This window comes from Curtobacterium sp. 458 (genome assembly GCF_030406605.1).
In the GTDB taxonomy this organism is placed as follows: domain Bacteria; phylum Actinomycetota; class Actinomycetes; order Actinomycetales; family Microbacteriaceae; genus Curtobacterium.
On record NZ_CP129104.1, the window covers coordinates 36,364 to 62,859 of the forward strand.

23 protein-coding genes and 1 tRNA gene are annotated in these 26,496 nt (G+C 70.8%); 9 read left to right on the forward strand and 15 right to left on the reverse strand.

Going from position 1 to position 26,496, the window contains the following annotated elements; all coding sequences use genetic code 11:
• Nucleotides 1-10: 10 nt before the first annotated feature.
• On the reverse strand, nt 11-2,353 hold the full coding sequence (ligA, locus tag QPJ90_RS00160) for an NAD-dependent DNA ligase LigA (protein ID WP_290132460.1): 2,343 nt from the start codon (nt 2,351-2,353) through the stop codon (nt 11-13).
• A gap of 77 nt (nt 2,354-2,430) precedes the next feature.
• Complete coding sequence (mnmA, locus tag QPJ90_RS00165; protein ID WP_290132461.1) at nt 2,431-3,537, reverse strand: tRNA 2-thiouridine(34) synthase MnmA; 1,107 nt, start codon at nt 3,535-3,537, stop codon at nt 2,431-2,433.
• A 38-nt stretch (nt 3,538-3,575) separates the two neighbouring features.
• Here mnmA and QPJ90_RS00170 point away from each other — a divergent pair, with 38 nt between their 5' ends.
• The 3 genes from QPJ90_RS00170 to QPJ90_RS00180 all read left to right on the forward strand — a co-directional run bounded on the left by QPJ90_RS00170 (nt 3,576) and on the right by QPJ90_RS00180 (nt 5,892).
• Nucleotides 3,576-4,877: an MFS transporter gene (locus QPJ90_RS00170; protein WP_290132462.1), complete on the forward strand. Its 1,302-nt coding sequence runs from the start codon at nt 3,576-3,578 to the stop codon at nt 4,875-4,877.
• Between the two features lie 90 nt (nt 4,878-4,967).
• Nucleotides 4,968-5,047: transfer RNA gene (locus QPJ90_RS00175), tRNA-Leu, on the forward strand.
• Nucleotides 5,048-5,202: 155 nt separating this feature from the next.
• Nucleotides 5,203-5,892 (forward strand): DedA family protein, encoded by a 690-nt coding sequence (locus tag QPJ90_RS00180; protein ID WP_290132463.1) that lies wholly within the window; start codon nt 5,203-5,205, stop codon nt 5,890-5,892.
• Between the two features lie 132 nt (nt 5,893-6,024).
• Here the strand turns inward: QPJ90_RS00180 and rdgB are convergent, their stop codons facing one another.
• The 3 genes from rdgB to murI are packed head-to-tail and all read right to left on the reverse strand — an operon-like array spanning nt 6,025 to nt 8,194.
• The gene (gene rdgB, locus QPJ90_RS00185) at nt 6,025-6,621 is read right to left on the reverse strand and encodes an RdgB/HAM1 family non-canonical purine NTP pyrophosphatase (protein WP_290132464.1); all 597 of its coding nucleotides are present in this window, start codon (nt 6,619-6,621) and stop codon (nt 6,025-6,027) included.
• A complete protein-coding gene (rph, locus tag QPJ90_RS00190) occupies nt 6,618-7,352 on the reverse strand; it encodes a ribonuclease PH (RefSeq protein WP_290132465.1) in 735 nt (244 codons plus the stop codon). Before rph ends, rdgB begins: the two co-directional genes overlap by 4 nt.
• Nucleotides 7,349-8,194, reverse strand: coding sequence for a glutamate racemase (gene murI / locus QPJ90_RS00195; RefSeq protein WP_290132466.1), 846 nt, complete (start codon nt 8,192-8,194; stop codon nt 7,349-7,351). The genes rph and murI overlap by 4 nt, the downstream gene beginning before the upstream one ends.
• Nucleotides 8,195-8,274: 80 nt before the next feature.
• On the opposite strand from murI, the gene QPJ90_RS00200 reads away from it, so the two are divergent.
• Nucleotides 8,275-9,564 carry a nicotinate phosphoribosyltransferase gene (locus tag QPJ90_RS00200; RefSeq protein ID WP_290132467.1) on the forward strand — a complete coding sequence of 430 codons (1,290 nt, stop codon included), beginning with the start codon at nt 8,275-8,277 and terminating at the stop codon, nt 9,562-9,564.
• Nucleotides 9,565-9,588: 24 nt separating this feature from the next.
• On the opposite strand, the gene QPJ90_RS00205 is transcribed toward QPJ90_RS00200, so the two are convergent.
• From QPJ90_RS00205 to QPJ90_RS00215, 3 genes are all read right to left on the reverse strand, one after another.
• On the reverse strand, nt 9,589-9,849 hold the full coding sequence (locus tag QPJ90_RS00205) for a DUF3039 domain-containing protein (protein WP_022904204.1): 261 nt from the start codon (nt 9,847-9,849) through the stop codon (nt 9,589-9,591).
• 224 nt (nt 9,850-10,073) lie between these two features.
• Nucleotides 10,074-11,645, reverse strand: coding sequence for an ABC transporter permease (locus QPJ90_RS00210; RefSeq protein ID WP_290132468.1), 1,572 nt, complete (start codon nt 11,643-11,645; stop codon nt 10,074-10,076).
• Nucleotides 11,621-12,955 carry an ABC transporter ATP-binding protein gene (locus QPJ90_RS00215; RefSeq protein WP_290132469.1) on the reverse strand — a complete coding sequence of 445 codons (1,335 nt, stop codon included), beginning with the start codon at nt 12,953-12,955 and terminating at the stop codon, nt 11,621-11,623. The genes QPJ90_RS00210 and QPJ90_RS00215 overlap by 25 nt, the downstream gene beginning before the upstream one ends.
• A gap of 323 nt (nt 12,956-13,278) precedes the next feature.
• On the opposite strand from QPJ90_RS00215, the gene QPJ90_RS00220 reads away from it, so the two are divergent.
• The 4 genes from QPJ90_RS00220 (at nt 13,279) to QPJ90_RS00235 (ending at nt 16,028) form a co-directional block, all read left to right on the forward strand.
• Nucleotides 13,279-13,974 (forward strand): phosphocholine cytidylyltransferase family protein, encoded by a 696-nt coding sequence (locus QPJ90_RS00220; RefSeq protein ID WP_290132470.1) that lies wholly within the window; start codon nt 13,279-13,281, stop codon nt 13,972-13,974.
• Nucleotides 13,975-14,060: 86 nt separating this feature from the next.
• Nucleotides 14,061-14,840, forward strand: a complete 780-nt coding sequence (locus QPJ90_RS00225) for an ABC transporter permease (protein WP_290134274.1) — start codon at nt 14,061-14,063, stop codon at nt 14,838-14,840.
• Entirely contained in the window at nt 14,840-15,610 is a 771-nt protein-coding gene (locus QPJ90_RS00230) for an ABC transporter ATP-binding protein (protein WP_290132471.1), read from the forward strand. Before QPJ90_RS00225 ends, QPJ90_RS00230 begins: the two co-directional genes overlap by 1 nt.
• 115 nt (nt 15,611-15,725) lie before the next feature.
• The gene (locus QPJ90_RS00235; protein WP_290132472.1) at nt 15,726-16,028 is read left to right on the forward strand and encodes a hypothetical protein; all 303 of its coding nucleotides are present in this window, start codon (nt 15,726-15,728) and stop codon (nt 16,026-16,028) included.
• Between the two features lie 36 nt (nt 16,029-16,064).
• Here QPJ90_RS00235 and QPJ90_RS00240 read toward each other — a convergent pair whose 3' ends face one another.
• The 5 genes from QPJ90_RS00240 to QPJ90_RS00260 all read right to left on the reverse strand — a co-directional run bounded on the left by QPJ90_RS00240 (nt 16,065) and on the right by QPJ90_RS00260 (nt 22,281).
• A complete protein-coding gene (locus QPJ90_RS00240; RefSeq protein ID WP_290132473.1) occupies nt 16,065-17,297 on the reverse strand; it encodes a CDP-glycerol glycerophosphotransferase family protein in 1,233 nt (410 codons plus the stop codon).
• A gap of 8 nt (nt 17,298-17,305) precedes the next feature.
• Nucleotides 17,306-18,211: a glycosyltransferase gene (locus tag QPJ90_RS00245; RefSeq protein ID WP_290134275.1), complete on the reverse strand. Its 906-nt coding sequence runs from the start codon at nt 18,209-18,211 to the stop codon at nt 17,306-17,308.
• Nucleotides 18,211-19,029 carry a CDP-alcohol phosphatidyltransferase family protein gene (locus tag QPJ90_RS00250; RefSeq protein ID WP_290132474.1) on the reverse strand — a complete coding sequence of 273 codons (819 nt, stop codon included), beginning with the start codon at nt 19,027-19,029 and terminating at the stop codon, nt 18,211-18,213. The genes QPJ90_RS00245 and QPJ90_RS00250 overlap by 1 nt, the downstream gene beginning before the upstream one ends.
• A 5-nt stretch (nt 19,030-19,034) precedes the next feature.
• Nucleotides 19,035-20,078, reverse strand: coding sequence for a glycosyltransferase family 2 protein (locus QPJ90_RS00255; protein ID WP_290132475.1), 1,044 nt, complete (start codon nt 20,076-20,078; stop codon nt 19,035-19,037).
• Nucleotides 20,079-20,232: 154 nt separating this feature from the next.
• Nucleotides 20,233-22,281 (reverse strand): trypsin-like peptidase domain-containing protein, encoded by a 2,049-nt coding sequence (locus QPJ90_RS00260; protein WP_290132476.1) that lies wholly within the window; start codon nt 22,279-22,281, stop codon nt 20,233-20,235.
• A gap of 182 nt (nt 22,282-22,463) precedes the next feature.
• Between QPJ90_RS00260 and QPJ90_RS00265 the strand changes: the two genes are divergently transcribed.
• Nucleotides 22,464-23,666, forward strand: coding sequence for an aminotransferase class I/II-fold pyridoxal phosphate-dependent enzyme (locus QPJ90_RS00265; RefSeq protein ID WP_290132477.1), 1,203 nt, complete (start codon nt 22,464-22,466; stop codon nt 23,664-23,666).
• 89 nt (nt 23,667-23,755) lie between these two features.
• Here QPJ90_RS00265 and QPJ90_RS00270 read toward each other — a convergent pair whose 3' ends face one another.
• Both QPJ90_RS00270 and QPJ90_RS00275 read right to left on the reverse strand, forming a co-directional pair.
• Nucleotides 23,756-24,583, reverse strand: a complete 828-nt coding sequence (locus QPJ90_RS00270; protein ID WP_290132478.1) for a carbon-nitrogen hydrolase family protein — start codon at nt 24,581-24,583, stop codon at nt 23,756-23,758.
• A gap of 60 nt (nt 24,584-24,643) precedes the next feature.
• A complete protein-coding gene (locus QPJ90_RS00275) occupies nt 24,644-26,437 on the reverse strand; it encodes an AAA family ATPase (protein ID WP_290134276.1) in 1,794 nt (597 codons plus the stop codon).
• Nucleotides 26,438-26,496 lie beyond the last annotated feature (59 nt).

Consider the following 26,496-nt stretch of genomic DNA (forward strand, 5'->3'; position numbering starts at 1 on the left):
TGAGTGCTGCTCAGTCTTCTGCGGGCGTCTCCAGTGCGTCCCCGAGCGCGTCCGGGCCCTCGGTCACGAGCACCCGGAACTGCTCGGCATCGATGATCCGCACCCCGAGCTGCTCCGCCTTCGTCAGCTTCGACCCGGCCCCCGGACCGGCCGCGACGAAGTCGGTCTTCTTGCTGACGCTCGACGCCGCCTTGCCGCCCGCGGCGAGGATCGCCTCCTGCGCACCTTCGCGCGTGTACCCCTCGAGCGTGCCCGTGGCGACGACCGTGACCCCGGTCAGGACCCCGCCCTCGGCAGCGGCCGCACCCGGCCCGGGGTGGCCCGGGATCGCGAACCGCACCCCTGCCGCGGTCCACCGGTCGACGATGTCGCGGTGCCAGTCGACGTCGAACCAGGCGAGCAGGGCGTCGGCGATGATCCCACCGACCCCGTCCACCGCCGCGAGGTCGTCGCGGGTCGCCGCACGGATCGCTTCGAGGGAGCCGAAGTGCGTGGCGAGTGCACGCGCCGCGACCGGTCCGACGTGCCGGATGTTCAGCGCCACGAGCTGGCGCCAGAGGTCCTTCGTCTTCGCGGCGTCGATGTTCGCGAGCATCTCGAACGCGTTCTTGGACGGGTAGCGGCTCGGCTCGCCCGTGTAGTCCGCGCCGCGGGCTCCGGGGTCGAACGGCGGGTCGGTCTTCTTGCGCGCGCGGCTGAACGGCGTCACGCGCTTCGGCGAACCGGCGTCGTCGGTCTTCTGCATGCCGGTCTCGGCGTCGCGGACGATCACCTCGATCGGGACGATGTCCTCCATCGTCAGGTCGAACAGCCCGGCCTCGGTCACGAGCGGCGGGGTCTCCGGGTGCGACGGCTGGGTCAGTGCGGCCGCGGCGACCTCGCCGAGGCCCTCGATGTCGAGCGAGCCGCGCGAGGCGATGTGCTCCACCCGGCCCCGGACCTGCGCGGGGCAGCTCTTCGCGTTCGGGCACCGCAGGTCCTTGTCGCCCTCCTTCGCCGGGGCGAGGGGCGTCCCGCACTCCGGGCACGCCGCGGGCATGACGAACTCGCGCTCGGTGCCGTCGCGGAGCTCGACGACCGGGCCGAGCACCTCCGGGATGACGTCGCCGGCCTTGCGGAGCACCACCGTGTCGCCGATGAGGACGCCCTTCGCCTTGACGACGTCCTGGTTGTGCAGCGTCGCCTGCCGCACGACGGACCCGGCGACCTCGGCCGGCTCCATCGAGGCGAACGGGGTCGCACGGCCGGTGCGCCCGACGCTCACCACGATGTCGAGCAGCTTGGTGTGGACCTCTTCCGGCGGGTACTTGTACGCGATCGCCCACCGCGGCGCGCGCGAGGTCGATCCGAGTTCCTCGTGCAGGGCGAGGTCGTCGACCTTGATCACGATGCCGTCGATCTGGTGCTCGACCGATGCGCGACGGTCGCCGTACTCGCGCACGAAGGCGAGGACCTCGTCCACCGTGTCGAACACCCGGTAGTGCGAACTCGTCGGCAGCCCCCAGGTCTGCAGCAGCTCGTAGACCTCGGACTGCGAGTGCGCCTCGGTCGCGCGCTCGAGCTCGCGCACGGGCCACGCGCCGATGCCGTGCACGAGCATCCGGAGCCGGCGCAGACGGTCCACCATGAGGGCACGCTTCGCCTCGGACTTGCCCTCCTCCTTCTGCCGGAGGGACCCAGCGGCCGCGTTGCGCGGGTTGGCGAAGACCTTCTCGCCCGCCTCGCGCTGCTTCGCGTTGAGCTCGTCGAACTCGGCGACGGGGAAGAAGATCTCGCCGCGGACCTCGACGATGGGCGGGTGACCGGTGCCCGACAGGCGGTCCGGGATCGTGCCCATGGTCCGCACGTTGCCGGTGACGTCCTCACCGACGACGCCGTCGCCGCGCGTGGCGGCCGAGACCAGTCGGCCGTCCTCGTACCGCAGGTTGATCGCGAGCCCGTCGATCTTCAGCTCGGTGAGCCACCGCACGCGTTCGGCACCGGCGTCGCGCTCGACCTTGGTCGCCCACTCGGTGAGTTCCTCGGGGCTGAACACGTTGTCGAGGCTGAGCATGCGCTCGGCGTGCTCGACCGGGGCGAACTGCGTCGTCTGCGCCTGGCCGCCGACGGTCTGCGTCGGGCTGTCCTCGGTGAGGAGCTCGGGGTGGAGCTCCTCGATCGCGGCGAGCCGGTGCTGCAGCGCGTCGTAGTCGGCGTCCGACGCGGTGGAGGCGTTGCCCTCGTAGTACTCGTGCCGGAGCTCGGTGATGCGGGCGCGGAGCCGGTCGACCTCACGCGCCGACTGGGCGGCGTCGAGGTCGGACGGGGCGGTCGTCTCGAACGTCGTGTCGTCGTCGGGCGTGCTCTCGCTCATGCCCTCAGTTCTACCGGCAACCACCGACCGAGCGCGCAGCGAGCACCCGGCCCGGGAGCGGCGAGGCGGCGGCGCGGTCAGGCGCCGACCGGCACCGCCGACACCGTCGCGTCGATCGTGCACTGCCCGAGCACGCGCGTGCCGACGTACACCACGGCCGTCTGCCCCGGAGCCACACCGGAGAGCGGCTCGTCGACGTCGATGACGAGCCGGCCGTCGGACACGCGTGCGGTCGCGGGCACCGGGTCGGCGTGCGCGCGGATCTGCACGTCGCACGCGAACGGCACCGACGGGTCTGCCGGGGCCGTACCCGCCCAGGTGAAGCGCTCGCCGGACATCGAGGACACGTCGAGCGCCTCCTTCGGGCCCACCACGACGGTGTTCTCCTTCGGGCGGATCTCGAGCACGAACCGCGGCTTCCCGTCGGGCGCGGGACGGCCGAGGTGCAGGCCCCGCCGCTGCCCGACGGTGTAGCCCGTCGCCCCCTGGTGCTCCCCCACGACCGTGCCGTCGCGCTCCACGACGTCGCCGGGGGCGGTGCCGACGCGGTCTGCGAGCCAGCCACGGGTGTCGCCGTCGGCGATGAAGCAGATGTCGTAGGAGTCGGGCTTCTGCGCCACGGTCAGCCCGCGGGCGGCGGCCTCGGCGCGGACCTCGTCCTTCGAGGGCGTGGCACCGAGCGGGAACATCGCGTGCTGGAGCTGTTCGGCGGTCAGCACCCCGAGCACGTAGGACTGGTCCTTCGCCCACGCCGCGGCCCGGTGGAGCTCGCGCGACCCGTCCGGCCCGGTGACGACCGAGGCGTAGTGCCCGGTCGCGACCGCGTCGAACCCGAGGGCGAGCGCCTTCTCGAGCAGCGCCGCGAACTTGATCCGCTCGTTGCACCGCATGCAGGGGTTCGGCGTCCGGCCGGCCTGGTACTCGGCCACGAAGTCGTCGACGACGTCCTCCTTGAACCGCGCCGAGAAGTCCCACACGTAGTACGGGATGCCGAGCACCGAGGCCGCACGCTGAGCGTCCATCGAGTCCTCGATCGTGCAGCACCCGCGGCTGCCGGTCCGGAGCGTGCCCGGCATCCGGCTGAGGGCCAGGTGCACCCCGACCACGTCGTGTCCGGCGTCGACGGCCCGTGCCGCCGCGACCGCCGAGTCGACGCCACCGCTCATCGCTGCCAGTACTCGCATGCACCCAGGGTAAGCACCGGCGTAGCGTTGTGCGAACGATGCCCTCCGAGACCCCCGCCTTCGACCTCCGGGCGGTCGTCCTGTCCGGCTTCCTCCCCGCAGCCCTGTTCGCGATCGGTGAGGGCGCGATCATCCCGATCATCCCCATCGCCGCCGACAACCTCGGCGCGGGTCTGGCGTTCGCGGGCTTCGTCGCGTCGCTCATCCTCGTCGGCGAGCTCATCGGCGACGTGCCGTCCGGGGTCGTCGTCGGGCGGATCGGCGAGCGGAACGCGATGATCGGCGCGGCCGCGGTGTCGGTCGTCGGGCTGCTCGTCTGCGTCTGGTCGCCGAACCCGTGGGTCCTCGCGGTCGGGGTGTTCCTCGTCGGTGTCTCGACCGCCGTGTTCGCGCTCGCCCGGCACGCGTACATGACGACCGCGATCCCGGTGCACGTCCGGGCCCGCGCGCTGTCGAGCCTCGGCGGCGTGTTCCGCTTCGGCTACTTCGTCGGCCCGTTCGTCTCGGCGGGCGTGATCCACCTCACGGGTGCGACGCAGAGCGCGTTCTGGATCCACGTCACCTGCTGCCTGCTGGCGGCCGTCGTGCTCCTCGTCATCCGCGACCCGGCGACGGGCGCACGCGGCTTCCGGAAGCCGACCCGCGCCTCCCGGCCGGACACCGCGGTCCCCGCGACCGCCACGACCGTCGCGGAGCCGCCCAACGACACCGGCGCGCAGTTCGTGCAGGACGAGGCCCACGGCCTCTTCCGCACCATCCGCACCCACCGGAAGGTCCTGCTCCGTCTGGGCAGCGGTGCCGGCCTCATCGGCGCGCTCCGCGCCGGACGGCAGGTCATCCTGCCCCTGTGGGCCGTGAGCGTCGGCCTGGACGACTCCACCGCCGCGCTCGTCATCGGCATCGCCGGAGCCGTCGACTTCGCGCTGTTCTACACGAGCGGGCAGATCATGGACCGGTGGGGACGCCTCGCGAGCGCCCTCCCCTGCATGCTCGGACTCAGCATCAGCTACTTCCTGCTCGCCTGGTCGGGCCACCTCGACGCGCGCGTCGGCTGGTTCGTCGCGATCGCGATCGGGATGTCGCTCGCGAACGGCGTCGGCTCCGGCATCCTCATGACGCTCGGCGCGGACCTCGCTCCGCGGGACCACCCAGCGCCGTTCCTCGGCGCCTGGCGCTTCACCGGGGACTTCGGTTCGGCCGCCGCGCCCCTGGTCATCTCCGGGGTCACCGCCGTCGCGTCGATCGCGGTGGCGAGCGGCGTGATGGGCGTCCTCGGTCTGGTCGGCGCCGGGGTGCTCCTGCGGTACGTGCCGCGGTACCTCCCCCGCCGCTCGCGGTGACGGCGTCGACGGCGCTGCGCGCGTCGGGACGGCCGGGAGGCACGGTGCGCGTCCGTCCCGCCGGTCCCGCTCGGTAGACTGCCGCTGCTCGCGGGAGTGGTGGAATTGGTAGACACGCAGGATTTAGGTTCCTGTGCCCCGGCGTGAGGGTTCGAGTCCCTCCTTCCGCACGACGGCGGTTCTCCGCACCTTCCTGGCCACGTCCGCAGATTCCTGGCCACGTCCGCAGACTCATACCGAGGGCGGATGGTCCGGACACGTGGGGACGGTACCCTGACCCCTGCGGGGTCGTCCTCGTGCCCCCGCCCGCCCGACCGGAAGAACCATGCACTCCGTCGCACTCGCCCTGATCCCCTGGCTGGATCCGCAGTACATCCTCGACCACTTCGGGGCCGTCGCCGTGCTCGTCGTCTGCGCGATCATCTTCGCCGAGACCGGCCTGCTCGTCGGCTTCATCTTCCCGGGCGACAGCCTCCTCGTCATCACCGGCCTGTTCGCCTTCGACCGGGGCGGCGCGATCGGCGGCATCCCGATCTGGGTCGCGGCCCTGATGATCGCCGCGGCCGCCTTCATCGGCGGTGAACTCGGCTACTACATCGGGAAGAAGGCCGGGCCGCCGATCTTCGAACGCAAGGAGAGCGGCCTGTTCTCCAAGGCGAACGTCGACCGCACGAACGCGTTCTTCCACCGCTTCGGGCCGCTCGCCGTGATCCTCGCCCGCTTCGTGCCCGTCGTGCGCACGTTCCTGCCGATCGCCGCCGGTGTCGGCCGGATGAACTACAAGAAGTACTCGCTGTACAACGCGATCGGCGCGGTCATCTGGGGTGTCGGCGTGACGTTCCTCGGCTACTTCATCGGCCACATCCCGTTCGTGGCGCACATCGTCCGGTCCTACATCGACGTGATCCTGCTCGCAGCCGTCGTCGTGACCGTCGTCCCGATGGCGCTGACCTACTTCCGCAACGCCCGCAAGGCGAAGCAGGCGGAGCAGCACGCCGAGGTCGAGCCGCAGTAACGCGCGGCTGCGGCGCGTCCGGCTGCGGCGCGCTCGGCTGCGGCACGTTCGCACAACCGAAGTCGCCCCGAAGCACGTGATCGCGTATTTCGGGGCGACTTCCGTCGTGCGGGGACGATCCGCGCCGGGCGACTACTCCGCGCCGAAGTACTCGCGCACGATCGGCGCGATGCCGCGGAACGCCTTCGAGCGGTGGCTCAGCGCGTTCTTCTCGTCGCGCGTGAGCTCGGCCGAGGTCCGGTCCGCGTCGTCCGGCCGGAACACCGGGTCGTACCCGTGTCCGCCGTCGCCGATCGGCTCGGTCGTGACCTCGCCGTTCCAGACCGCCTCGAACACGTGCTCGGTGCCGTCCGGCGTCACGAACGCCGCGGCGCAGACGAACGCGGCCGTCCGCTCGACGACCCCCTCGAGGTTCCGGAGCAGCAGCGCGATGTTGTCCGCGTCCACCCGGGTCCCCGCGTACCGGGCCGAGTGGATGCCGGGCGCACCGTCGAGCGCGTCCACGGCGATGCCGGAGTCGTCGGCGAGCGCCGGGAGCCCCGTGTGCGCGACCGCCGCCCGGGCCTTGATCAGGGCGTTCGCGGCGTAGGAGTCACCGTCCTCGACGGGTTCCGGGCCGTCGTACCCGACGAGCTCGACACCGGCGCCGAGCGCGTCGCCGAGGATGTCCCGGAGTTCGACGAGCTTGCCGGCGTTGTGGCTGGCGAGGACGACCCGACGGTCGGTCACGAGGCCTGCCCCAGCACCTCGCGCTGGATCGCGGCGAGCGACGCGTTCCCCGCGAGACCGAGGTCGAGCAGCGTGTCCAGCTCGTCGCGGTCGAACGGCGCGTGCTCGGCGGTGCCCTGGACCTCGATGAACTTGCCCGAGCCGGTCGTGACGATGTTCATGTCGGTGTCGGCCGCGGAGTCCTCGGTGTACGCGAGGTCGAGCATCGGCTCCCCCTTGACGATCCCGACCGAGATCGCCTGCACGCTGTCGAGCAGCGGGGTCGCCTTCTTCCCGACGAAGCCGCGCTCGCGGCCCCACTCGATCGCGTCCACCATGGCCACGTACGCGCCCGTGATCGACGCCGTGCGGGTACCGCCGTCGGCCTGCAGCACGTCGCAGTCGATCACGAGGGTGTTCTCGCCGAGGCCCTTCGTGTCGACCACCGCGCGCAGCGAGCGACCGATGAGTCGGGAGATCTCGTGGGTGCGGCCGCCGACCTTGCCCTTGATCGACTCCCGCTGCATGCGCTCGTTCGTGGAGCGCGGCAGCATGGAGTACTCGGCGGTGACCCAGCCGGTGCCCTTGCCGGCGAGCCAGCGGGGCACGCCGTTGGTGAACGACGCGGTGCACAGCACCTTCGTGTCGCCGAAGGAGATGAGCGCGCTGCCCTCGGCCTGCGTGCTCCACCCCCGCTCGATCGTGACGGGACGGTGGTCGGTCGCGGCGCGGCCGTCGATGCGGGTGCTCATGGCGTCCTTTCGGTGTGGGGCAGCAGGATGGCCCCGGTCTGGAGGTGGCCGACGCTCGAGACCTCGGGTCCGAGGAAGCGTCGGGCGAGCCGGATGAAGCCGTTCTTGTCGTCGCCGGTGGCCTCGAACGCGTAGGTCGGCGGCTCGGGTGCGGTGCGTTCGAGGCCGTGCTCGACGAGTCGGCGGTAGACGTCGTTCGCGGTCTCCTCGGCGCTCGACACGAGGGTGACGTCGGGGCCCATGACGTACTGGATCGCCGCGGACATCAGCGGGTAGTGGGTGCAGCCGAGCACGAGCGTGTCGACGTCGGCGGCCCGGACCGGGGCGAGGTACTGCTCGGCGACCGTGCGGAGCGCCGGCGACGAGGTGTCCCCGGCCTCGACGAACTCGACGAAACGGGGGCAGGCGGCGAGCGACAGGGAGACGTCGGCCGCGACCGCGAAGGCGTCCTCGTACGCGCGCGAGGCGATGGTCCCCACCGTCCCGATCACCCCGACGCGGCCGGTGCGGGTCTGCTTCACGGCGGCTCGGGCCGCGGGCTGGATGACCTCGACCACGGGGATGCCGTACGCCTGTTCGTAGCGCTCCCGGGCGTCACGGAGCACGGCGGACGAGGCGGTGTTGCACGCGATCACGAGCGCCTTCACGCCCTGCTCGACGAGGTCGTCCATGACCTCGAGGGCGTAGCGGCGGACGTCGGCGATGCGCTTCGGCCCGTACGGCGAGTGCAGGGTGTCCCCGACGTACCGGATGCTCTCGCGCGGCAGCTGGTCGATGATCGCCCGCGCCACCGTCAGCCCGCCGACCCCGCTGTCGAAGACTCCGATCGGTGCATCCGTCACGGTGACCAGCGTACCGACGCGAGCCGACCGCCCGACGCAACCCGTGCCTCCCGGCCGACCCCTGCCGTAGTGTCGGGGAGGTGACCAGCGCGCTCCTCACGGACCAGTACGAACTCACCATGGTGGACGCCGCACTGAAGGACGGCACCGCCGACCGTCGGTGCGTCTTCGAGGTGTTCACCCGCCGCCTGCCGGACGGCCGCCGGTACGGCGTCGCGGCCGGCCTCGGACGGTTCCTCACCGCGCTGGGCGACTTCCGCTTCGGCGACGAGGAGATCGGCTTCCTGCGCGACCGCGGCGTCATCGACGAGGGCACCGCGCGGTGGCTCGCCGACTACCGGTTCACCGGGAACGTCCGGGCCTACCGCGAGGGCGAGGTCTTCTTCCCGAACTCCCCGGTCCTCCAGATCGAGGGCACGTTCGCCGAGGCCGTCGTCCTCGAGACCCTCGCGCTGAGCATCTTCAACGCCGACAGTGCGATCGCGAGCGCGGCCGCGCGCATGGTGTCCGCCGCGGACCACCGGCCGCTCGCCGAGATGGGGTCCCGCCGCACGGGCGAGTGGAACGCGGTCGCCGCCGCCCGGGCCGCGTACATCGCCGGGTTCGGTGCGACGAGCAACCTCGAGGCCGGGCGCACGTGGGGCATCCCGACGATGGGCACCGCCGCGCACGCGTTCACGCTGCTGCACGACTCCGAGGAAGCGGCGTTCCGGTCGCAGCTGGACGCCCTCGGCAACGGCACGACCCTGCTCGTCGACACGTACGACATCGAGGCCGCGGTCGAGACCGCCGTCCGGCTCACCGACGGGAAGCTCGGTGCCGTGCGCATCGACTCCGGTGACCTGCCGTCAGTCGTGGCCGCGGTCCGCGCGCAGCTCGACCGGCTCGGCGCGACCGGCACGAAGATCACCGTGACCAACGACCTCGACGAGTACACGATCGCGGCGCTCCGGGCGGCGCCGGTGGACTCCTACGGCGTCGGCACGTCCGTCGTGTCCGGCTCCGGTCACCCGGCCGCCGGCATGGTGTTCAAGCTCGTGGCCCACCGCGACGCCGCGGACGAGGCCTGGGTACCGGTGGCGAAGAAGTCCGCTGACAAGGCATCGACGGGTGGGCGCAAGGAGGCGGGGCGACGACTCCGCAACGGCATCGCGACCGCCGAGGTCGTGCTCACCAAGGGAACGGTGGGGCCGGACGAGCGACCGCTGCTCGTGCCGGTCGTGACGGACGGCGAGGTCGACCCGGCGTTCCTCGGGAGCCAGGGCGTCGAGGCGGCCCGGAAGCACCACAGGATGGCGAAGGCCGAGCTGCCCGCCGACGCGTCACGCATCGGTCGGGGCGACCCGGCCATCCACACGCTCGTCATCTGACCGGCGGTCGTGGGTCGCGGAGGGCTACTCCGCCTTCATCCGCTCGTAGATCTTCTTGCAGTCGGGGCAGACCGGGAACTTCTCCGGGTCGCGCCCGGGGATCCACTTCTTGCCGCACAGCGCCTTGACGGGCTTGCCGCTGAGCGCCGACTCGAGGATCTTGTCCTTCTTCACGTAGTGCGAGAACCGCTCGTGATCGCCGGGCTCGATCCCCTCGTCCTCGAGGAGCTTCTCGAGCTCGCGGTCCATCACGTCGAGGCCGCCACCGGGTTCCGTCATGCTCATGGGTCCAGGGTACGACGCGGCGCGCGACGGTGCGATGCGGTCGCGTCGCGCGCGGCCGCCACCGGGTGCGGGACTCGACCGATGACGGCCGGGAGGCGCGGGGCGGACCCGCCACGCGCCTCCCGGCCGTCGGTCGGTCGCCACGCGCCGGGGGCGACCCGCTGGGTCCCGCTGCACGGTCGGCGTGGTGGGGGCGCACAGGTCGGCGCGCGGTGCGCGACCGGTCAGTTGCGCTGGGCCGCCGCCAGGAGGTCCGGTCCGTGCCGGTCGAACGCCCGGCCGCCGATCGCGACCCCGGCGACGAGCACGAGCACGCCGACGACCGCACCGACGACCAGCGTCGCGGTCGCCCACGGGCCCGCGCCGTCGCGGAAGGCGAGCACCGCGAGCCACACGGCCGGGATCGAGAAGACCACGGTCCCGATGACCATCACCGACTGCGCGACCGTCGCGGTCACGCCGGCGGCCTGCGGCTGCTGGAACGGGTGGTCACCCGGACGCACCGTCGGGTAGGGCAGCAGGACGGAGACGATGCTCGACAGACCGAGGCCAGCCAGGAGCGCCGATGCGCCGATACCGATGAGCACCGGGAACGCCACCCAGTCACCGAAGAGCCGCGCGGACACCGCTGCACCCGCGACGAGCGCCGGGATCCCGACCACGAGCACGGGGACGACCCGACCGAGCCGGTCGCTCCAGCCGGGTGCGCCGGACGCGACGTGCAGCCAGACGGCGGTGTTGTCGTACGAGACGTCGTTGTGCGGCAGGAACCCGGCGATGAGCGCCATGAGCGGCAGCGGCACGAGCGCCGTCCAGTGCCACGGCACCCCGGCGACCCCGAGCGGGATGACGACGATCGGCACGAAGACGAGCACCAGGTACGAGGTGCGGTAGCGGGGGTCGCGTCCCCAGTAGGTCAGGGCTCGTGCGGCGACGGCGGCGACCGGCGTCGAGCCGAGCCGGTCGAACCAGCCCAGCCCGCGGTACCGACGGCTGCGCGTCCGGGACTCGACGGTCTCGAGGGCGTGGCCGACCTGTGCCCACCAGGCCCAGGCGAGGAGGGCGACCGTGACGACGGCGACGAGCATCTTGAGGAGGCCCACGCCGACCGCGCCGACCGCGACGTCCGCGGGGACGGCCCACGCTGCACCCCACGGGGTCCAGCCGGCGACGTTCGCGACCCGCTGCGTCTCGGCGCCCGCCGGGTCGATCCAGCCGCTGTCGACCAGGAGCGAGACGGTGGGCACGGCCAGGACCGCGATGACGAGCGCGACGAGCCAGCCGGCGTCACGGGTGCGGTGCTGCCCGATCAGGCGGGACCCCGCCGTGGACGCGACCCGGACGAGCAGGGCGCACGTCGCGATCGCGAGGAGACCACCGACCACCCCGAGCACCGCCGTGCCGCCGCCGCGCATCCACGTGACGGACTGGCCCACGGCGACGATCGCCACCGCGACCACCGGCACGCCGACGAGGCCGGCGACGAACAACCCGACCGCGAGGTCCTTCCGGCCGATACCGAACACGGCGAAGCGGCGCGGGTCGAACTGGTCGCCGTGCCCCGCGACGAGCGGGACGACCGTGAAGCCGAACGTGACGAGGGTGCCGACCGGGACCACGACCGCGCGTGCCGACTCCGGGTCGACCGTGCGCAGACCGGCGGCCACGACGGCGATCGCCACCGCGACGACGAGCCCGACGAGGCTCCCGAGGACGACCAGGACCGAGCGACGTGCGCTCCCCCGGACGCCGCCCGCGAGCAGGTCGGCCCTCAGGCGGAGAAGCTGTGCAACCATTCCATGCTCTCTGCCACGACGCGGCCGCCCGCGAGTTCGACGAACTTGTCCTCGAGGCTCTTGCGCCCGCGGACCTGGGCCATCGTGCCGGAGGCGAGGACCTTGCCGCCGACGATGATCGCGACCGAGTCGCACGTGCGCTGGACGAGTTCCATCGAGTGGCTGGAGAGCACGACCGTGCCGCCACCCGCCGTGTAGCGACGCAGGATCTCCGTGATGGTCGCGGCGCTCACCGGGTCGACGGACTCGAACGGCTCGTCGAGCACGAGCACCCGCGGCGAGTGGATGAGCGTCGCGGCGAGCGCGATCTTCTTCGCCATGCCGACGGAGTAGTCCGCGACCTGGCGACCGAGGGCCTCACCGAGACCGAACGCCTCGGCGAGGTCGGCGCTGCGGTCCCGTGCCGTGGCGCCGTCGAGGCCCCGGAGCGTCGCCGAGTAGTAGAGGAGCTGTGCACCGGTGAGGCGGTCGAACAGCCGGAGCCGGTCGGGCAGGACGCCGAGGCTGCGCTTGGCGGCGGTCGGGTCGGCCCAGACGTCGTGGTCGAGCACGGTCACGGTGCCGGCGTCCGGACGGAGCAGGCCGGTGACCATGGAGAGCGTCGTGGTCTTGCCGGCGCCGTTCGGGCCGACGACGCCGAAGATCGAACCCTGGCGGATCTCGAGGTCGACCTCGTCCACGGCGAGGGTCTGGCCGTAGCGCTTCACGAGGCCCTCGGCGCGGAGGACCACGGGCTGCTTCGGTGCGGCGGCCGCGGGGCGCTTGGCGGTGGCCCGGGGCGCGCGCTTCTTCGACGGCGTGCTGCCCGCGGCGGTGTCGCTGCCCCGGCCGGCGTCGCTGCTGCCTGCGGCGGTGTCGCTGCTCGGGGCGGCATCGCTCGGCGGTGTGCTGCTCGACGTCGTCCGGGACGACGTTGCGCGGGCCGTCGCTCCGTCGCGCTGCGGCGGGCCGTCCGGGGCGCCGGCCGGACGTTTGACCCGCCCCTTGGCGCCGCGAGACCCCGACGGCCGCTTCGACGTCGTCTTCGCCGACGCAGGGAGCGCGGCGTCGCGCGTGTCGCCGGCCTCGTCGCGCGTGTCGGGAGCGTCGTCCGCTGCCGTGCCGGTCGCGTCCTCCGCTGCAGTGCCGGTCGTGTCCTCGACCGTCGGGGTCTCGACGCCGTCGGCCTCGATCGTGGTCGTGTCGTCGGTCATCTCGTCACCAGCGGGCGCGTCACGCGCATCCCCGTCCCCCATGTCGCTCTCGGCCTCGGTCAGCCAGGCAGCGTCGGACGTCGCGTACACGTCCTCGTCGTCTGCTCCTGCGGCCATCGCCCCACCGTACCAACGGTGCGACGACCGGTGGAGACCGTGACCGGACCGTCACCGACGTCGCCCGTGCGAGGGTCACGAAACGAGAACGAAGCGGCTCCGGGTGTACCCCGCCGGCCCGGTCGTTCCGTATCATTCACCGGGACACGCCGAAGTGTTCACCACTTGGAAACCCGCTCGGGCCGCCCAACGTGATGCAGCCCGCGCTGGGAGTCTGATCCGAGAAGCGCAGGGTTCACGGCGGATCCGGACCCTGCGGGAGCAGACTCGACCAGGCCCGCCCGTGCCCATCGGCGCGCGGGCGGACACCAGAAGGGACCAGCATGACCACGCAGATCGTCATCCTCGCCGCGGGGATGGGCAGCCGCCTCGGGCGCAGCCTGCCGAAGCCGCTGACGGAGCTCTCCGACGGCCGCACCATCATGCAGCAGCAGTTCGACAACATCCGCGCCGCGTTCGGCTCGAGCGCCCGCGTGACGATCGTCGTCGGCTACAAGTCGGAGTACATCGTCGAGGCCTTCCCCCAGGCGAACTTCGTCTACAACGAGTCCTACGACTCCACGAACACCTCGAAGAGCCTCCTCCGTGCGCTCAAGGCCACCGGCAAGAGCGGTGTGCTCTGGATGAACGGCGACGTCGTCTTCGACCCGCGCGCGCTCGTCCGTGCCGCGGACATGATCGACGAGGACCGCTCGTTCGTCAGCGTCAACACCGACAAGGTCTCCGACGAAGAGGTCAAGTACACCGTCGACGCCGAGGGCTTCATCGAGAAGCTCTCGAAGCAGGTCGTCGGTGGCCTCGGCGAAGCCGTCGGCATCAACTACGTCTCCGCCGCCGACAAGCAGGCACTCATCCGCCAGCTCGGCCGCGTGGACGACCAGGAGTACTTCGAGGGCGGCATCGAGGCGGCCATCGCCGAGGACGGGCTACGCTGGTCGCCGGTCGACATCTCGGACCTCTACGCGGTCGAGATCGACTTCGCCGAGGACCTCGAGCGCGCGAACAACCTGTTCGCCTGAACGATCCCCGTCCCCTCGGCGGTTCCGCCCGGAGGGAAACCGTGACCACAGCGAGTGCGCCGACCGTGCCCGCGGCTGCTGCCCCGATGGCCAGCCGGAGTGCCGGTCGGCGCTATCGCCATGCCCTCTGGCTGCTGACCGTCCGCGACCTCCGGGTCCGCTACTCGACGTCGGCGCTCGGCTACCTCTGGTCGATCCTCGACCCGCTCGTGATGTCGGCGATCTACTGGTTCGTCTTCACGCAGGTCTTCCACCGCGGCAAGGTGGGCGAGGAGCCGTACATCGTGTTCCTGCTCTCGGCACTCCTGCCGTGGATGTGGTTCACGGGCGCGGTGTCCGACTCGACCCGCGCGTTCACGAGCGAGGCCAAGCTCATCCGTTCGACGACGATCCCCCGGAGCATCTGGGTCGCCCGGATCGACGCGTCCAAGGGCATCGAGTTCGTGCTGAGCCTGCCGGTCCTCGCGATCTTCGTGCTCGCGACGGGTGCACACCTCCACTGGGAGGTCCTGCTCTACCCCCTGGCGATCGTGCTGCAGTGCGCGCTCATCTACGGTCTGGGCCTCATCGTCGCGCCGCTGGTGGTCTTCTTCCGCGACCTCGAACGCGCGGTCAAGCTGGTCCTGCGCTTCCTGTTCTACGCGTCGCCGATCATCTACGGCACGTCGGCACTCCCCGAGCGGTTCCGTGACCTGATGGCGCTGAACCCGCTCTCCGGGATCATCGGGATCTACCGCTCGGCCTTCTTCCCGAGCCAGCTGAACTGGCTCGAGGTGGCCTCGTCGACGGTCGTGACCGTGGTCGTCCTCGTCGTCGGCGTCGTCGTCTTCAAGCGGAGCGAGCACCGCGTCCTGAAGGAGCTCTGATGACCGCCACCGACCAGCCACGTCGCAGCACCACCACGACGCCCGTGATCTCCGTCCGCGGCGCCGGGATCCGGTTCAAGCGGAACCGTCGGGCTAGCCGCAGCTTCAAGGACCTCTTCGCCGGACGCAGCCGTCGGAAGCGCGGTGACGAATTCTGGGCGCTCCGCGACGTCTCCTTCGACGTCCGACCCGGCGAGGCCATCGGCGTCGTCGGTCGGAACGGCCAGGGCAAGTCCACCCTGCTCAAGCTCGTGGCACAGGTGATGCTCCCCGACGAGGGCCGCGTGCAGGTCGGCGCCGGCGTCGCACCGCTCATCGAGATCACCGGCGGGTTCGTCGGCGACCTGACGGTGCGGGACAACGTCTACCTCACGGCGGGCCTGCACGGCATGTCGCGAGCGGAGATCCGCGACGCCTTCGACGAGATCATCGCGTTCGCGGAGATCGGCGACTTCGTCGACACCCCGTACAAGCACCTGTCGAGCGGCATGAAGGTGCGGATCGCGTTCTCGGTCATCTCCCGCCTGGACGAACCGGTGCTGCTCGTGGACGAGGTCCTCGCCGTCGGCGACAAGGGGTTCCGCGAGAAGTGCTACAAGCGGATCGACGAGCTCCTGGCCGGAGGGCGGACGCTGTTCTTCGTCTCCCACAGCGACAAGGACCTGCGCCGGTTCTGCGACCGCGGGCTCTACCTCGACAAGGGGCAGCTGCAGTTCGACGGCCCGATCGACGAGGCCCTCGCACGCTACAGCGCCGACTACGCCTCCTGAGCAGGGCCCGGCACCCCTCCACAACGGCACGCACCACGGCCTCCCTCCACAACGCCGGGGGTCCACGGTCTCCCCGACCGCACCGACGTCGGTACCCCCACCTAGCGTTCGTGGCATGCACCCCACCGCCACCGCGTACCGTGTCCCGTTCCACCTCGACCGCACCGACGCCCCGCGCCGCTACACCCTCGTGAACACCGGGCCGGAGCCCGTCGACGGGTTGACGCTCACCCACCTGGGGACCGGCTACGCGCCACCGATGGCCGTCCGTCGGCTCGAACCGGGTCGGGCACTGTCCATCGCCGTGTTCGGAGCGGCCCCGGACGACACCGGCGCGGTGGTGCTCCGGTGGCGGCGACCCGACCGGACCGAGTACCTGTGGCAGGTGCCGCTCGTCGCCCACGCCACCGGACGCTGACGTGCCGTGGCGGCCGGGCCCGGACGGACGTCCGGGTCAGCGCCCGTCGTGCTCGGCCGCGACGGTGCGCCACCGCTCGAGCAGCTGCTCCACGGCCGCGTGGAACCGTGCGGTGGCCGCCCCGGGCGTCGTGTCGCCGAAGTACCGCTCGACCCAGTGCCGGAGGCGTGCCAGCTCCTCGGCGTCGTTCGCGGCGGCGTCGATCCGCTCGACGACGTCCGCCGCCTCCGACGCCTGCAGCCAGTTCGCGTCGCCCAGGTACCCACGTTCGTCGACGTCGGCTTCCGGTGACACCGGCCGCGTCACGATGAGCGGCTTCCCCACCGCGAGCCGGTCGTAGATCATCGCCGAGATGTCCGTGATGGCCACGTCGGCACCCGCGAGCTGCCAGCCGAGCGTCGGGCCGTCGTCGTACACGTGGTGGGCCGAGGGGTCGGCGGCGTTCGCGGCCGAGATCGCCGCGATGATGCGCTCGTGGGCGGCCTTGTACTCCGCGTCGAGCACGCCCGAGCGCGGGTGGGGTCGGTAGACGAACCGGTGCGCCGGCGACGCGAGCACCCGCTCGGCGATCGTCGTGCCGTGGCTCGCGATGGAGCCGTAGGCCGCGGCGGCACGGTCGCCCTCCCACGTCGGGGCGTACAGCACGACGGTGCGGCCGTCCGCGGGCCACGGGACCTCCGCGGCGAAGTGGTCGGCCTGGGGGCGGCCGATCGCGGTCGTCCGGGCGTCGAGGTCGTAGTCCCACAGCGCGGCGGCCAGGCGGTCACGAGCGGCGTCACCGGCGATCAGGGCGTGGTCGTACGCCTTGAACTGGTTCGTCGTCATGTACATCTTGTCGCTCTCGCCGTGGTTCACGAAGACGTGCCACATCCGCCCGTACCGCATCATCTGGAAGTTGCGGGCGTTCTGGTTGACGTAGAGGACGATCTTCGGGGCCTGCTCGTCCACGAACCGTTCGAGATCCACCACCTGTCGCGCGTACACGACCGGCACCGGCGACTCCTCGAGCAGGGCGAGCATGGCACCGGGGCTCCGCGAGATGATCGCGACCGGGTGCTCGGTGTACAGTTCCGCCAGGGGGCCGTACCACTGCCGGACCTGGTACAGATTCACGGGACCGTCGGCGAAGTAGACGGCGATCTCGGCGGACCGCGGCGCGAGCGGCGGCTCTGTCCGCAGCCGTCGGGCGAGGGTGTTCCGGTTCTGCCGTGACTTCAGGAGTCGCTGCACGAGCCGGACGGCCGTGCGCACGTCGCTGGTGATCGACATCGGTCTCCTCAGATGATCGGGGGGCGGCCGGCGAGCGTCATCCGCCCGATGGTCAACCACCCCATGGTCGCTGCCGGCCCGCAGTCCGTGGTCCAGCCCTCGCGCACGCCTCCGAACCACGTCGCCAGACGCCGGGGGTGCCGCCACCAGCGGGCGGCCTGGATCGCCGCCCACGAGCCGACGTACAGCGGCCGCAGCACCGGGGGCAGGTTCCGACGGGCGAGCCACACCCGGTTGCGGGCGTTCAGCCGGTAGTACTCACGGTGCCGTGCGGGATCGATCGCAGGGTGGTGCGCGACGAGGTCCCCCGCGTACCAGGTCCGGCGGCCCGCGTCCCACACGCGCCAGGCGAGCTCGATGCCCTCGTGCGCGTAGAAGTACGGCGCTCCCCAGCCACCGACCGTGCGGTAGACGTCGGTGGGGAGCACGACGGCGCCCTCCCACACGGAGAACACCGGGGACGACTCCGACGGCGAGCCCTTTCGGATGCGCGGGATCCAACGCGTCGGGTTCGCGGCACCGGTCGGGTCGACGACGCGGGGCTGCACGAGCCCCAGCGACGGGTCGTGCTCGAACAGTGCGATCGCGTCGCGCAGGAAGGTCGGCGACGGCACCGAGGCGTCGTCGTCGAGGAAGAACACGTAGTTGCCGTGGACGACCTCGGCGCCGGCGTTCCGCCCGGCCGGGATGCCGACGTTCTCGGGCAGCGCGAGCGCACGGACCCCCTCGGGCAGCCCGGTCGGCTCCCACCCGTTGCCGACGCACACGACGTCCAGTTCGACGTCCTGCTGCGCGAGGACGCTGTCGAGGCCCCGCCGCAGGTCGTCGGGGCGCGTGCCTTGCGACAGGCTCACCACGGCCACGCGGGGTCGTTCCCGGTGCGGGACCGCGTGGCGACGCACGGTCCCGGGCATCACGCGCGGACCCGCTTCGAGGCGATGATCGCGAGGAAGTGCCCGGCGGTCGCGAGGACCGCGAGCGGCAGGAGCGCCCCGACGAGGATCCGCGACGCCGTCGTGTCACCGATGACGAGTCCGAGGAGCGCGAACACGAACGCGAGGATGCTCAGCTCGACCGAGTGGTACAGGCGGTGGAACGGCAGGAAGCGAGCGGCCTTGCGGAGCGTCGCGAGTCGGCGGCCGGACGGCGCGGTCGAGGCGTCGCGGCGGTCGACGAGCTTCTCGAGCCCGGCGTTGGCGCGGGCCACGTGCACCATGTCGTTCAGCGCCTTGTTGAGGACGATCACGAGCCCGAGCGCGCAGCCGATCGTCGTCCACATCCAGTCCGCGTCGTGGACCGGCCACGTGGCGGCGCGGATGCCGAGGGCGATCGGGATCAGCCCCTCGGTCGTGTAGTGCCCGACCTTGTCGAGGAACACCCCGGCGGGCGAGTGCGTCCCGCGCCACCGGGCGACCTCGCCGTCGCTGCAGTCCACCAGCATCTGCAGCTGCCCGAGCACGAGCGCGAGCGCCGCGCCCCAGATGCCCGGGATCAGCAGGGCGGCCGCGACGCTCCAGCCGACGAGGATCATCAGTCCGGTGACCTGGTTCGCGCTCACCCGGGTCTTCAGCAGCACCCAGGTCAGGTACGGCGAGACGTCCCGGAGGTACAGCGAGGCCGTCCAGTGCTCGGCGTTCGCCCGCATCCGCACGGCGTCCGGCTGTGCGACCGCGCGGAGTTCGGCGATCGAGGTCGGCCGCGCGGCGCGTCCCGTGGTGGCGTCGTCGGTCATGTCGGTCACCGTCCCGTGTGCGTCGTGAGCTCGGACGTCCTGGTCAGGAAGCCGATGATGAACCCGATCCCCCAGCCGACGTGGATGCACGGCAGGACGACGAGGAGCCAGAGGAGCGTCGCCGCCCCTGATCGCCGAGCGACGGCGACGGCGCCGACCACGACGAAGAGCACGTACACGGCGGGGACCACGAACCCGAGCAGCGCCCACGCCGCACCGGTGCCCGTGGCGGCGCCGACGATCCCGACGACCCCGGCGACGATGCCGACCGCCATCGCCGCGACCATCGCCGGCGGGACGAAGTAGCGCAACCCGTTGTTCGCCGGGAACCGCCGGGCGAGTTCCCCGCGCCACAGCCCCGTCGCGACGAACTGCCGCACGAGCCGCTTCAGGCTCGGCCGCGGCCGGTAGGTGACGACGAGCTCCGGGGTGAACCAGACGGTGCCGCCGGTCTGCCGCAGCCGCCGGTTGAGCTCCCAGTCCTGGCCACGTTTGATGCCCTCGTCGAAGAGCCCGACCTCGAACAGCCGGTCGCGACGGAAGACGCCGAGGTACGCGGTCTCGGCCGGTCCGGCCTGCCCGCCGACGTGGTGCGGCGTGCCCCCGAGCCCGACCCGACTGCCGTACGCGAGGGCGACGGCCCGCTCGAACGGAGTGCGCCCCTCGGCGTGCATGATCCCGCCGACGTTGTCCGCGCCGGACTCCTGCAGCACACGGACGGCGATGCGGGTGTAGTCACGCGGCAGCACCGAGTGCGCATCGACCCGGACCACGACGGGGTGCTCGGACGCGCGGATCGCGACGTTCAGCCCGGCGGGGGTCGACCCCACCGGGTTCTCGATCGCCCGGATCCGCGGGTCGGCCGCGCTCATCTCCGCGACGAGCTCGTTCGTGCCGTCGATCGACGGCCCGAGCGCCAGGATGACCTCGAACGGACCGGCGTAGTCCTGGTCGAGCAGGCTCTGCACGGCAGCACGGACCTCGGTGACCTCGTTGAGCACGGGCATCACGTACGAGACGCCCGGCAGGGGCTGTCCGTCTGGCTGCATGCGTCCCTCGGGGTGGTGGCTTGGTGCGCGGGGCGCACCGCGAGCGGTGCCGCCCCGCAGAGCGACCATGAGCCTATCAAGCCGGGCACCGCCAGGACGGACGGGAGGCCCGGTGCCAGCTGGCACCGGGCCTCCAGGCCGACCGTCGGTCGCGTCAGCCCTTGCTGTCGTACGTTCCCAGGGTCACGTCCGCCGTGTAGGACTTCCCGCCACGGAGGTAGGTGATCTCGGTCTTCGTGCCGCCGGCGAAGAAGCGCACCTGAGCCGTCAGGTCGGTCGCGTCGGAGACGGTGGCCGAGCCGATCTTGGTGACGACGTCGCCCGCCTTGAGGCCCGCCTTCGCGGCCGCTCCACCGGACGTCACCGACTTGATCAGCGCGCCCATCTGCGTGGCGTTCGAGGCGTCGGTCGAGTCCGCGACCCCGGCGCCGAGCAGACCGTGCGTCGCCGAGCCGTTGTCCTTGATCTCGTTGGCCACGCGCTTGACGAGGTTGGACGGGATCGAGAAGCCGACGCCGATGCTGCCGGACTGCGACTCGGACGAGGAGCTGCCGGCGGACGCGATCGCGACGTTGATGCCGATGAGCTTGCCCTTCGAGTCGAGCAGCGCACCACCCGAGTTGCCCGGGTTGATCGACGCGTCGGTCTGGATGACCGGCAGCGACACCGTCGAGTTCGCCGAGGAGCTCGACCCGTTGTCGCCGTTGCCCCAGAAGTCGAACGGGCCGCCCTGGCTGCCGTTGCCGCCCTCGTTCGAGTCGCCGCCGGGGTTCGGGGCGCTCGACGTGACCTGGATGCTCCGGTTCAGCGTGGACACGATGCCGTCCGTGACGGTGTTCGACAGGCCGAGCGGCGCACCGATCGCGACGGCGGTGTCACCGACGTTGAGGTCGGACGAGTCCGCGAACGAGATCGGCTTCATGTCCGTCGCGTCGATCTTGATCACCGCGAGGTCGACCGTCGGGTCGGTGCCGATGAGCTTGGCGTCGTAGATCTTGCCGTCCGAGGTCGTGACGGTGATCTTGCCGTTCCCGCTGTCACCGTCGAGCGTCACCACGTGGGTGTTCGTGACGATGTAGCCGTCCTTGCTGAACACGACGCCCGAGCCGGTGCCGGCCTCGCTGCTCGCGGAGACGTTGATCGTCACCACGGACGGCGTGGCCTGCGCGGCGACGGCGGTGACCACGGTGGCGTTGTTGTAGTCGTTGACCGTCAGGTTGCCACCCTGCGCGGCGCTGCTCGTCGGGGTGCCGTTGCCGCCCGTCGCCGAGCCCGCGAGCCAGCCGGCGCCGCCGCCGACCAGACCGGCGATGACGATGCCGGCGACGAGGGGCAGGACGAGGCGGTTGCGGCCCTCGGCCTTCGTGCCCGCCGGTGCTGCGGTGGCGGAATCGGCGAAGTAGTGGCCGTTGCGCTGGTTCGAGCCGTCGACGTCTCCGAAGGACGAGGCGGACGCGGGAGCGCCGGTCGCGGAGCCGGGGGCCTGGGCCGACGCGTACGCGCTGGCGGAGGCGGGAGCGGCGGCGGAACCGGTCTGCTGGGCGTACTCGCCGTAGCGGGGGCGGTCCTGGCCGTTCTGCTGCGACCGGTCGGTCTGCTGGCCGTACGCCGAGCCGTGGGTGCCGTAGGGGTTCTGCTGCCCGTACTGGCCCTGTTGGCCGGACCCGTACTGGCCCGAGCCGTACTGACCCTGCTGGCCGTACTGGCTCGTCTGGCCGTACTGGCTCGTCTGGCCGTACTGGCTCGACTGACCGTACTGGCTCGTCTGACCTGAGCCGTACTGGCTCGTCTGACCCGAGCCGTACTGGCTCGTCTGACCCGAGCCGTACTGGCCCGTCTGGCCGTACTGGCTCGACTGGCCGGACCCGTACTGGCTCGCCTGGCCGTACTGGCTCGACTGGCCGGACCCGTACTGGCCGCCCTGCCCGTACCGGCCTGCGTCCTGCCCGTACGCGCCCTGACGGCCGTCGCCCACCGACGGGTAGGGCGCCGTGTACTGCGAGGTCTGCTGGTCGTCCGCGCGCGGGAACACGTCGGTCTCGTTCGCGGCCGCCGGCTCGATCACGTCGGTGTGGTCCGCCTGGCCGTGCTCGTCGGGGGCGGAGCCGTTCGTGGTGCGCTCGGCACCGTTCGTCTCCGCAGAAGTGGTCTCCTCAGCGCGGCGGTCGTCGTCGGCCTGCCCGTGGGGCGTGTTGTCGCTCATGCTGGACGTGCTCCTCTCAAGCTCGTGCAGTCTGTCGCACGCACCTGAGCGCCGGTCCTGGCCGGGCTGCACGCGACCTATGGCGATCGTATGCGTGCGCTGTGGGCGCTTCCCGGGGAGTCGTCGGCCCCGCCGCTAGGTTGGGTGGCGACCGGCACGACGACCCACGGCGGAGGACCACCATGCGACTCGACGGACCCTGGCTGCGTGCAGCGGAGGGAGCGATGCTCCTCGGCCCCGACGGCGTGCCCGCACCCACCGTGTTCGCGGAGATGAGCGCCCTCGCCGCCGCGACCGGCGCGATCAACCTCGGACAGGGCTTCCCGGACGAGGACGGTCCGCAGGAGGTCCTCGACGCCGCCGTCCAGGCGATCCGGGACGGCGCGAACCAGTACCCGCCGGGTCGCGGCACCCCGGACCTCAGGCTCGCGATCGCCGAGCACCAGACGCGCTGGTACGGCCTCGAGGTCGACCCCGACCGCGAGGTCCTCGTCACCGCCGGGGCGACCGAGGCCCTCGCGGCGACGCTCCTCGCCCTGGTCGAGCCCGGCGACGAGGTCATCACGTTCGAGCCGTTCTACGACGCCTACGGCGCCCTGGTCCGGCTCGCCGGCGGCACCCACGTCACCGTCCCGCTCACGGCACCGGACTTCCTGCCCGACGAGGCGACCCTCCGCGCGGCGTTCACGGACCGCACCCGCGTCGTGCTGGTGAACACCCCGCACAACCCGACCGGCCGCGTCCTCCCCGCCGAGGTCCTCCGGACGGTCGTCGAACTCGCCGAGCGCCACGACGCCCTGATCGTCACCGACGAGGTCTACGAGCACCTCACCTTCGCCACCCCGCACGTGCCGATCGCCACGCTCCCCGGGGCCCGCGACCGCACCGTCACGATCTCGAGCGCTGGGAAGACCTTCAGCACGACGGGCTGGAAGATCGGCTGGCTGACCGCTCCCCCGGCGCTCGTCGACGCGATCACGTCGGTCAAGCAGTTCCTCACCTTCGTCAACGGGTCGCCGTTCCAACCGGCGGTCGCGGCCGGGCTCCGACTGCCGACCGAGGTCTTCACGGGCATCGCGTCGACACTGGCGGCGAAGCACGAGCTCCTCGCCGCCGGGCTCCGGAGCGCCGGCTTCGACGTCATGCGCCCCGACGGTGGCTACTTCGTCATCGCCGACGCAGCTCCACTCGGCTTCGAGGACGCCCGCGCGTTCAGCATCGCCCTGCCCGAGCGCGCGGGTGTGGTCGGCGTCCCGGTGTCGGCGTTCGTCCGGCCCGAGCACGCAGCGAGCTACCGCTCCCTCGTGCGGTTCGCGTTCTGCAAGCGGCGCTCCGTGCTCGAGGACGCCGTGTCCCGCCTCGCGGCCCTCGCCCCCACCGGCTGAGCGCCGGCGCGGCGATCGCGCTGGACACGGTCCTCGGGGCGGTCGCGGCAGGCCCGGCCTGGAGGCACGGCTCGCCACCGACGGACCGCTCACGTCACCGGGTCAGTCGCGGGCACGACCGCGTAGCGCCGCAGGGACAGCGACGGGTTCACGGACCTCACCGCGGCCGTCGTGTCGGTGTCGATCGTCGCGACGAGCAGCCCCGGCGTCGCCCCGACTGCGGCCACCGCGACGCCGGACGGGTCGAGCACGACCGAGCCGCCGACGCCGATCGGCGGCGTCTGCCCGGCCCCGACGACCCAGACGGTGTTCTCGATCGCGCGTGCCGTGAGCAGCGTGCGCCAGTGGTGCTCTTTGCCCGGACCGCGGACCCATTCGGCCGGGAGCACGACGACGTCGGCCGCACCGTGCTCCGGCGCCGCGAGCCGCCGCGTGACCTCCGGGAAGCGGAGGTCGTAGCAGGTCTCGAGCCCCACGCGGACGCCGTCGAGCTCGAACACGGCCACCTGCTCCGGGTCGCCGGCGTCAATGCGGTCGGACTCGCGGGCCCCGAACGCGTCGTAGAGGTGCACCTTGCGGTACGTCGAGTCGAGCGTCCCGTCGGACCGGACGACGACGAGGGTGTTCCGGAAGCGTGCCGGATCATCGGAGGTCTCGGCGACACCGACGACGAGCGCGAGCCCCGCGTCCCGTGCGATCCGCTGCAGGCCGGTGACGAACGACCCGTCGAGCGGCTGCGCGGCGGCGACGAACCGGTCGTCGATGTCCGCCGTGCAGTACGAGCTGTACTCCGGTGTCACGAGGAGCTGTGCGCCCCGCTCGGCCGCCTGCTCCGCGAATGTCCGGATCGTGTCGAGGTTGGCCGCCGGGTCGTCTCCGGGCGCGAACTGCGCGGCGGCGATCGTGAGGGTGCCCATGACGCGAGCGTACTGCGTTGACGAAGGGTCGTTCCTTATCAGGCGGTTACGAAGCTCCAGCTACCGCCGGCCGCGAACCGCCAAGGGGAGACCATTTGCAATTCTTATCCGGTTGGCGACATCCGTGACCATTTCGCGCAAATGGGGAGCCCAGTCAGCAGCTGAGCACAGCGCTCTCGTTACCTCACGCGCGACCGCCACTTTATTCGGCCTTGCCCCAGACCCTTCGAAGCTGTTACCGAGAGGCGAAGCGAAGTCATCATCCGGCAAGCGATATTGCTTCCCTGGATACAACCTATCAATCGCGCTCCGTATCACTTCGGTCGGGATATAGTTCTCGATTGTGTACCCACTAGTCACCCACGCCAATCCTCCCGTGGAACGAATCTCGCCGATAACTCGCGCCTTCGTGGCATTAACGGACTGTCCATCGACCGAGGCATCTGAGTCAATCAGCATTGCCATCTGACGATTGATTTGCAGCAAGTCAATAAAGTCACTCAGCTCCGGGTCGTCGGAAGCAGTGAGGTGACTCAGCAAGGCCCCACCATAAAACATGATAGAGAAGTGCGCACCCTCAATCAGATCGGGATCTATCGATCGGAGCCATGCGGAAACGTAGATCCGGTCGGACGGCCCCTCCACCCAAATGAGATAGTTACTCTGCACGATGTCTGAGGCGCGGCTACCTAGATCGGCGACAAGCCGGGCCCTGTCGTCTCGCACAATCACGTTCCGAGTTTTGCTCCAGCCATCCTCGTCAAGCCGAATATGCGTCACGCTAGCCCGCTCGGCGTCAAGAAAAGATGACGAATGCGTTGTGATGATGTACTGATTGTCGGTCTGTGTCGTCAGATATGCGATCAACTGCCGCTGGAGACTCGGATGAAGGTGCACCTCGGGCTCCTCGATGCCGATCACGTGCTCCGAATGCGCGGTCGCAACCGCCGCAATGTGAATAATCTCAGTGATTCCTGTACCAAGGTCACGGTACGACTCCAATCGACCGCCCGTCTCGACTTGTAAATCCCGCTGAGACGAAGGAATGGAGATCTCCGCGGTAGGGTCATCGAGCACCACTCGAACGAACTCTTGAAGGGCGTCAAACTTCGGTCGGTCACGTCGTCGATCCGCCGTTTCGGGACTTTGCAGGGCCGCCAGGAGCGATATCACACCGCGGCCATGACGCCAGCCCGTGCCGACCTCATCGCCGTTTCGAATTGCGTCATTTGTCCCCACTTCACGCTTAGCTTCGATCCACTCGAACGGAGGAACAAGCGTCCAGAGACTCGCGGGGGTGACGAGGTTTGTATAGTTTTGCCACGGATCCCCGGTCGTCAAACGGCGGGACATGTTGAGTTGCTGAAGCACTCCGGGATCGGCACCCTGGTTCAAGGCAAGCTGGAACTGTTCAGTCGACAGCCGGATAGGATATCGATAGCTTTCCGGACCGACCGCGCTTTGCATCTGGAACCAGACAACATCTTTGTCATCACGCGAATATGCCGGGGTGTCAAATAGACCGTCAAACGCCTTTCTCGACAGGTCGTCTTCTATATGCAGAATGTTATCGAGCGCGCCACGTCGGAACGCGATGCTAAAATCGAAGCGATAATCGGAGCCCGACTCCGCGGGTATGTCTTGCGGTGTGAACACCCCACCAGCGCTCGGCTCGAAGTGGCGACCACGGAATGACTCATTTATGAGCAGGCGTACGAAGCGAAGAAAATTCGATTTGCCGACGTTATTCTTTCCGGCTAGCAAGTGAACTTTCGCCATCGGGCCCACGTACTGCAGACCGGAGCCGAAACTCCTGAAGCCATCTACCGCCACGCCAACGAGGTCCCCCACCATTGCCACTTGCCCACTTCCGTCATCCCGCGAGAGACCCCAGGCTAGTTGATGGCGATCCA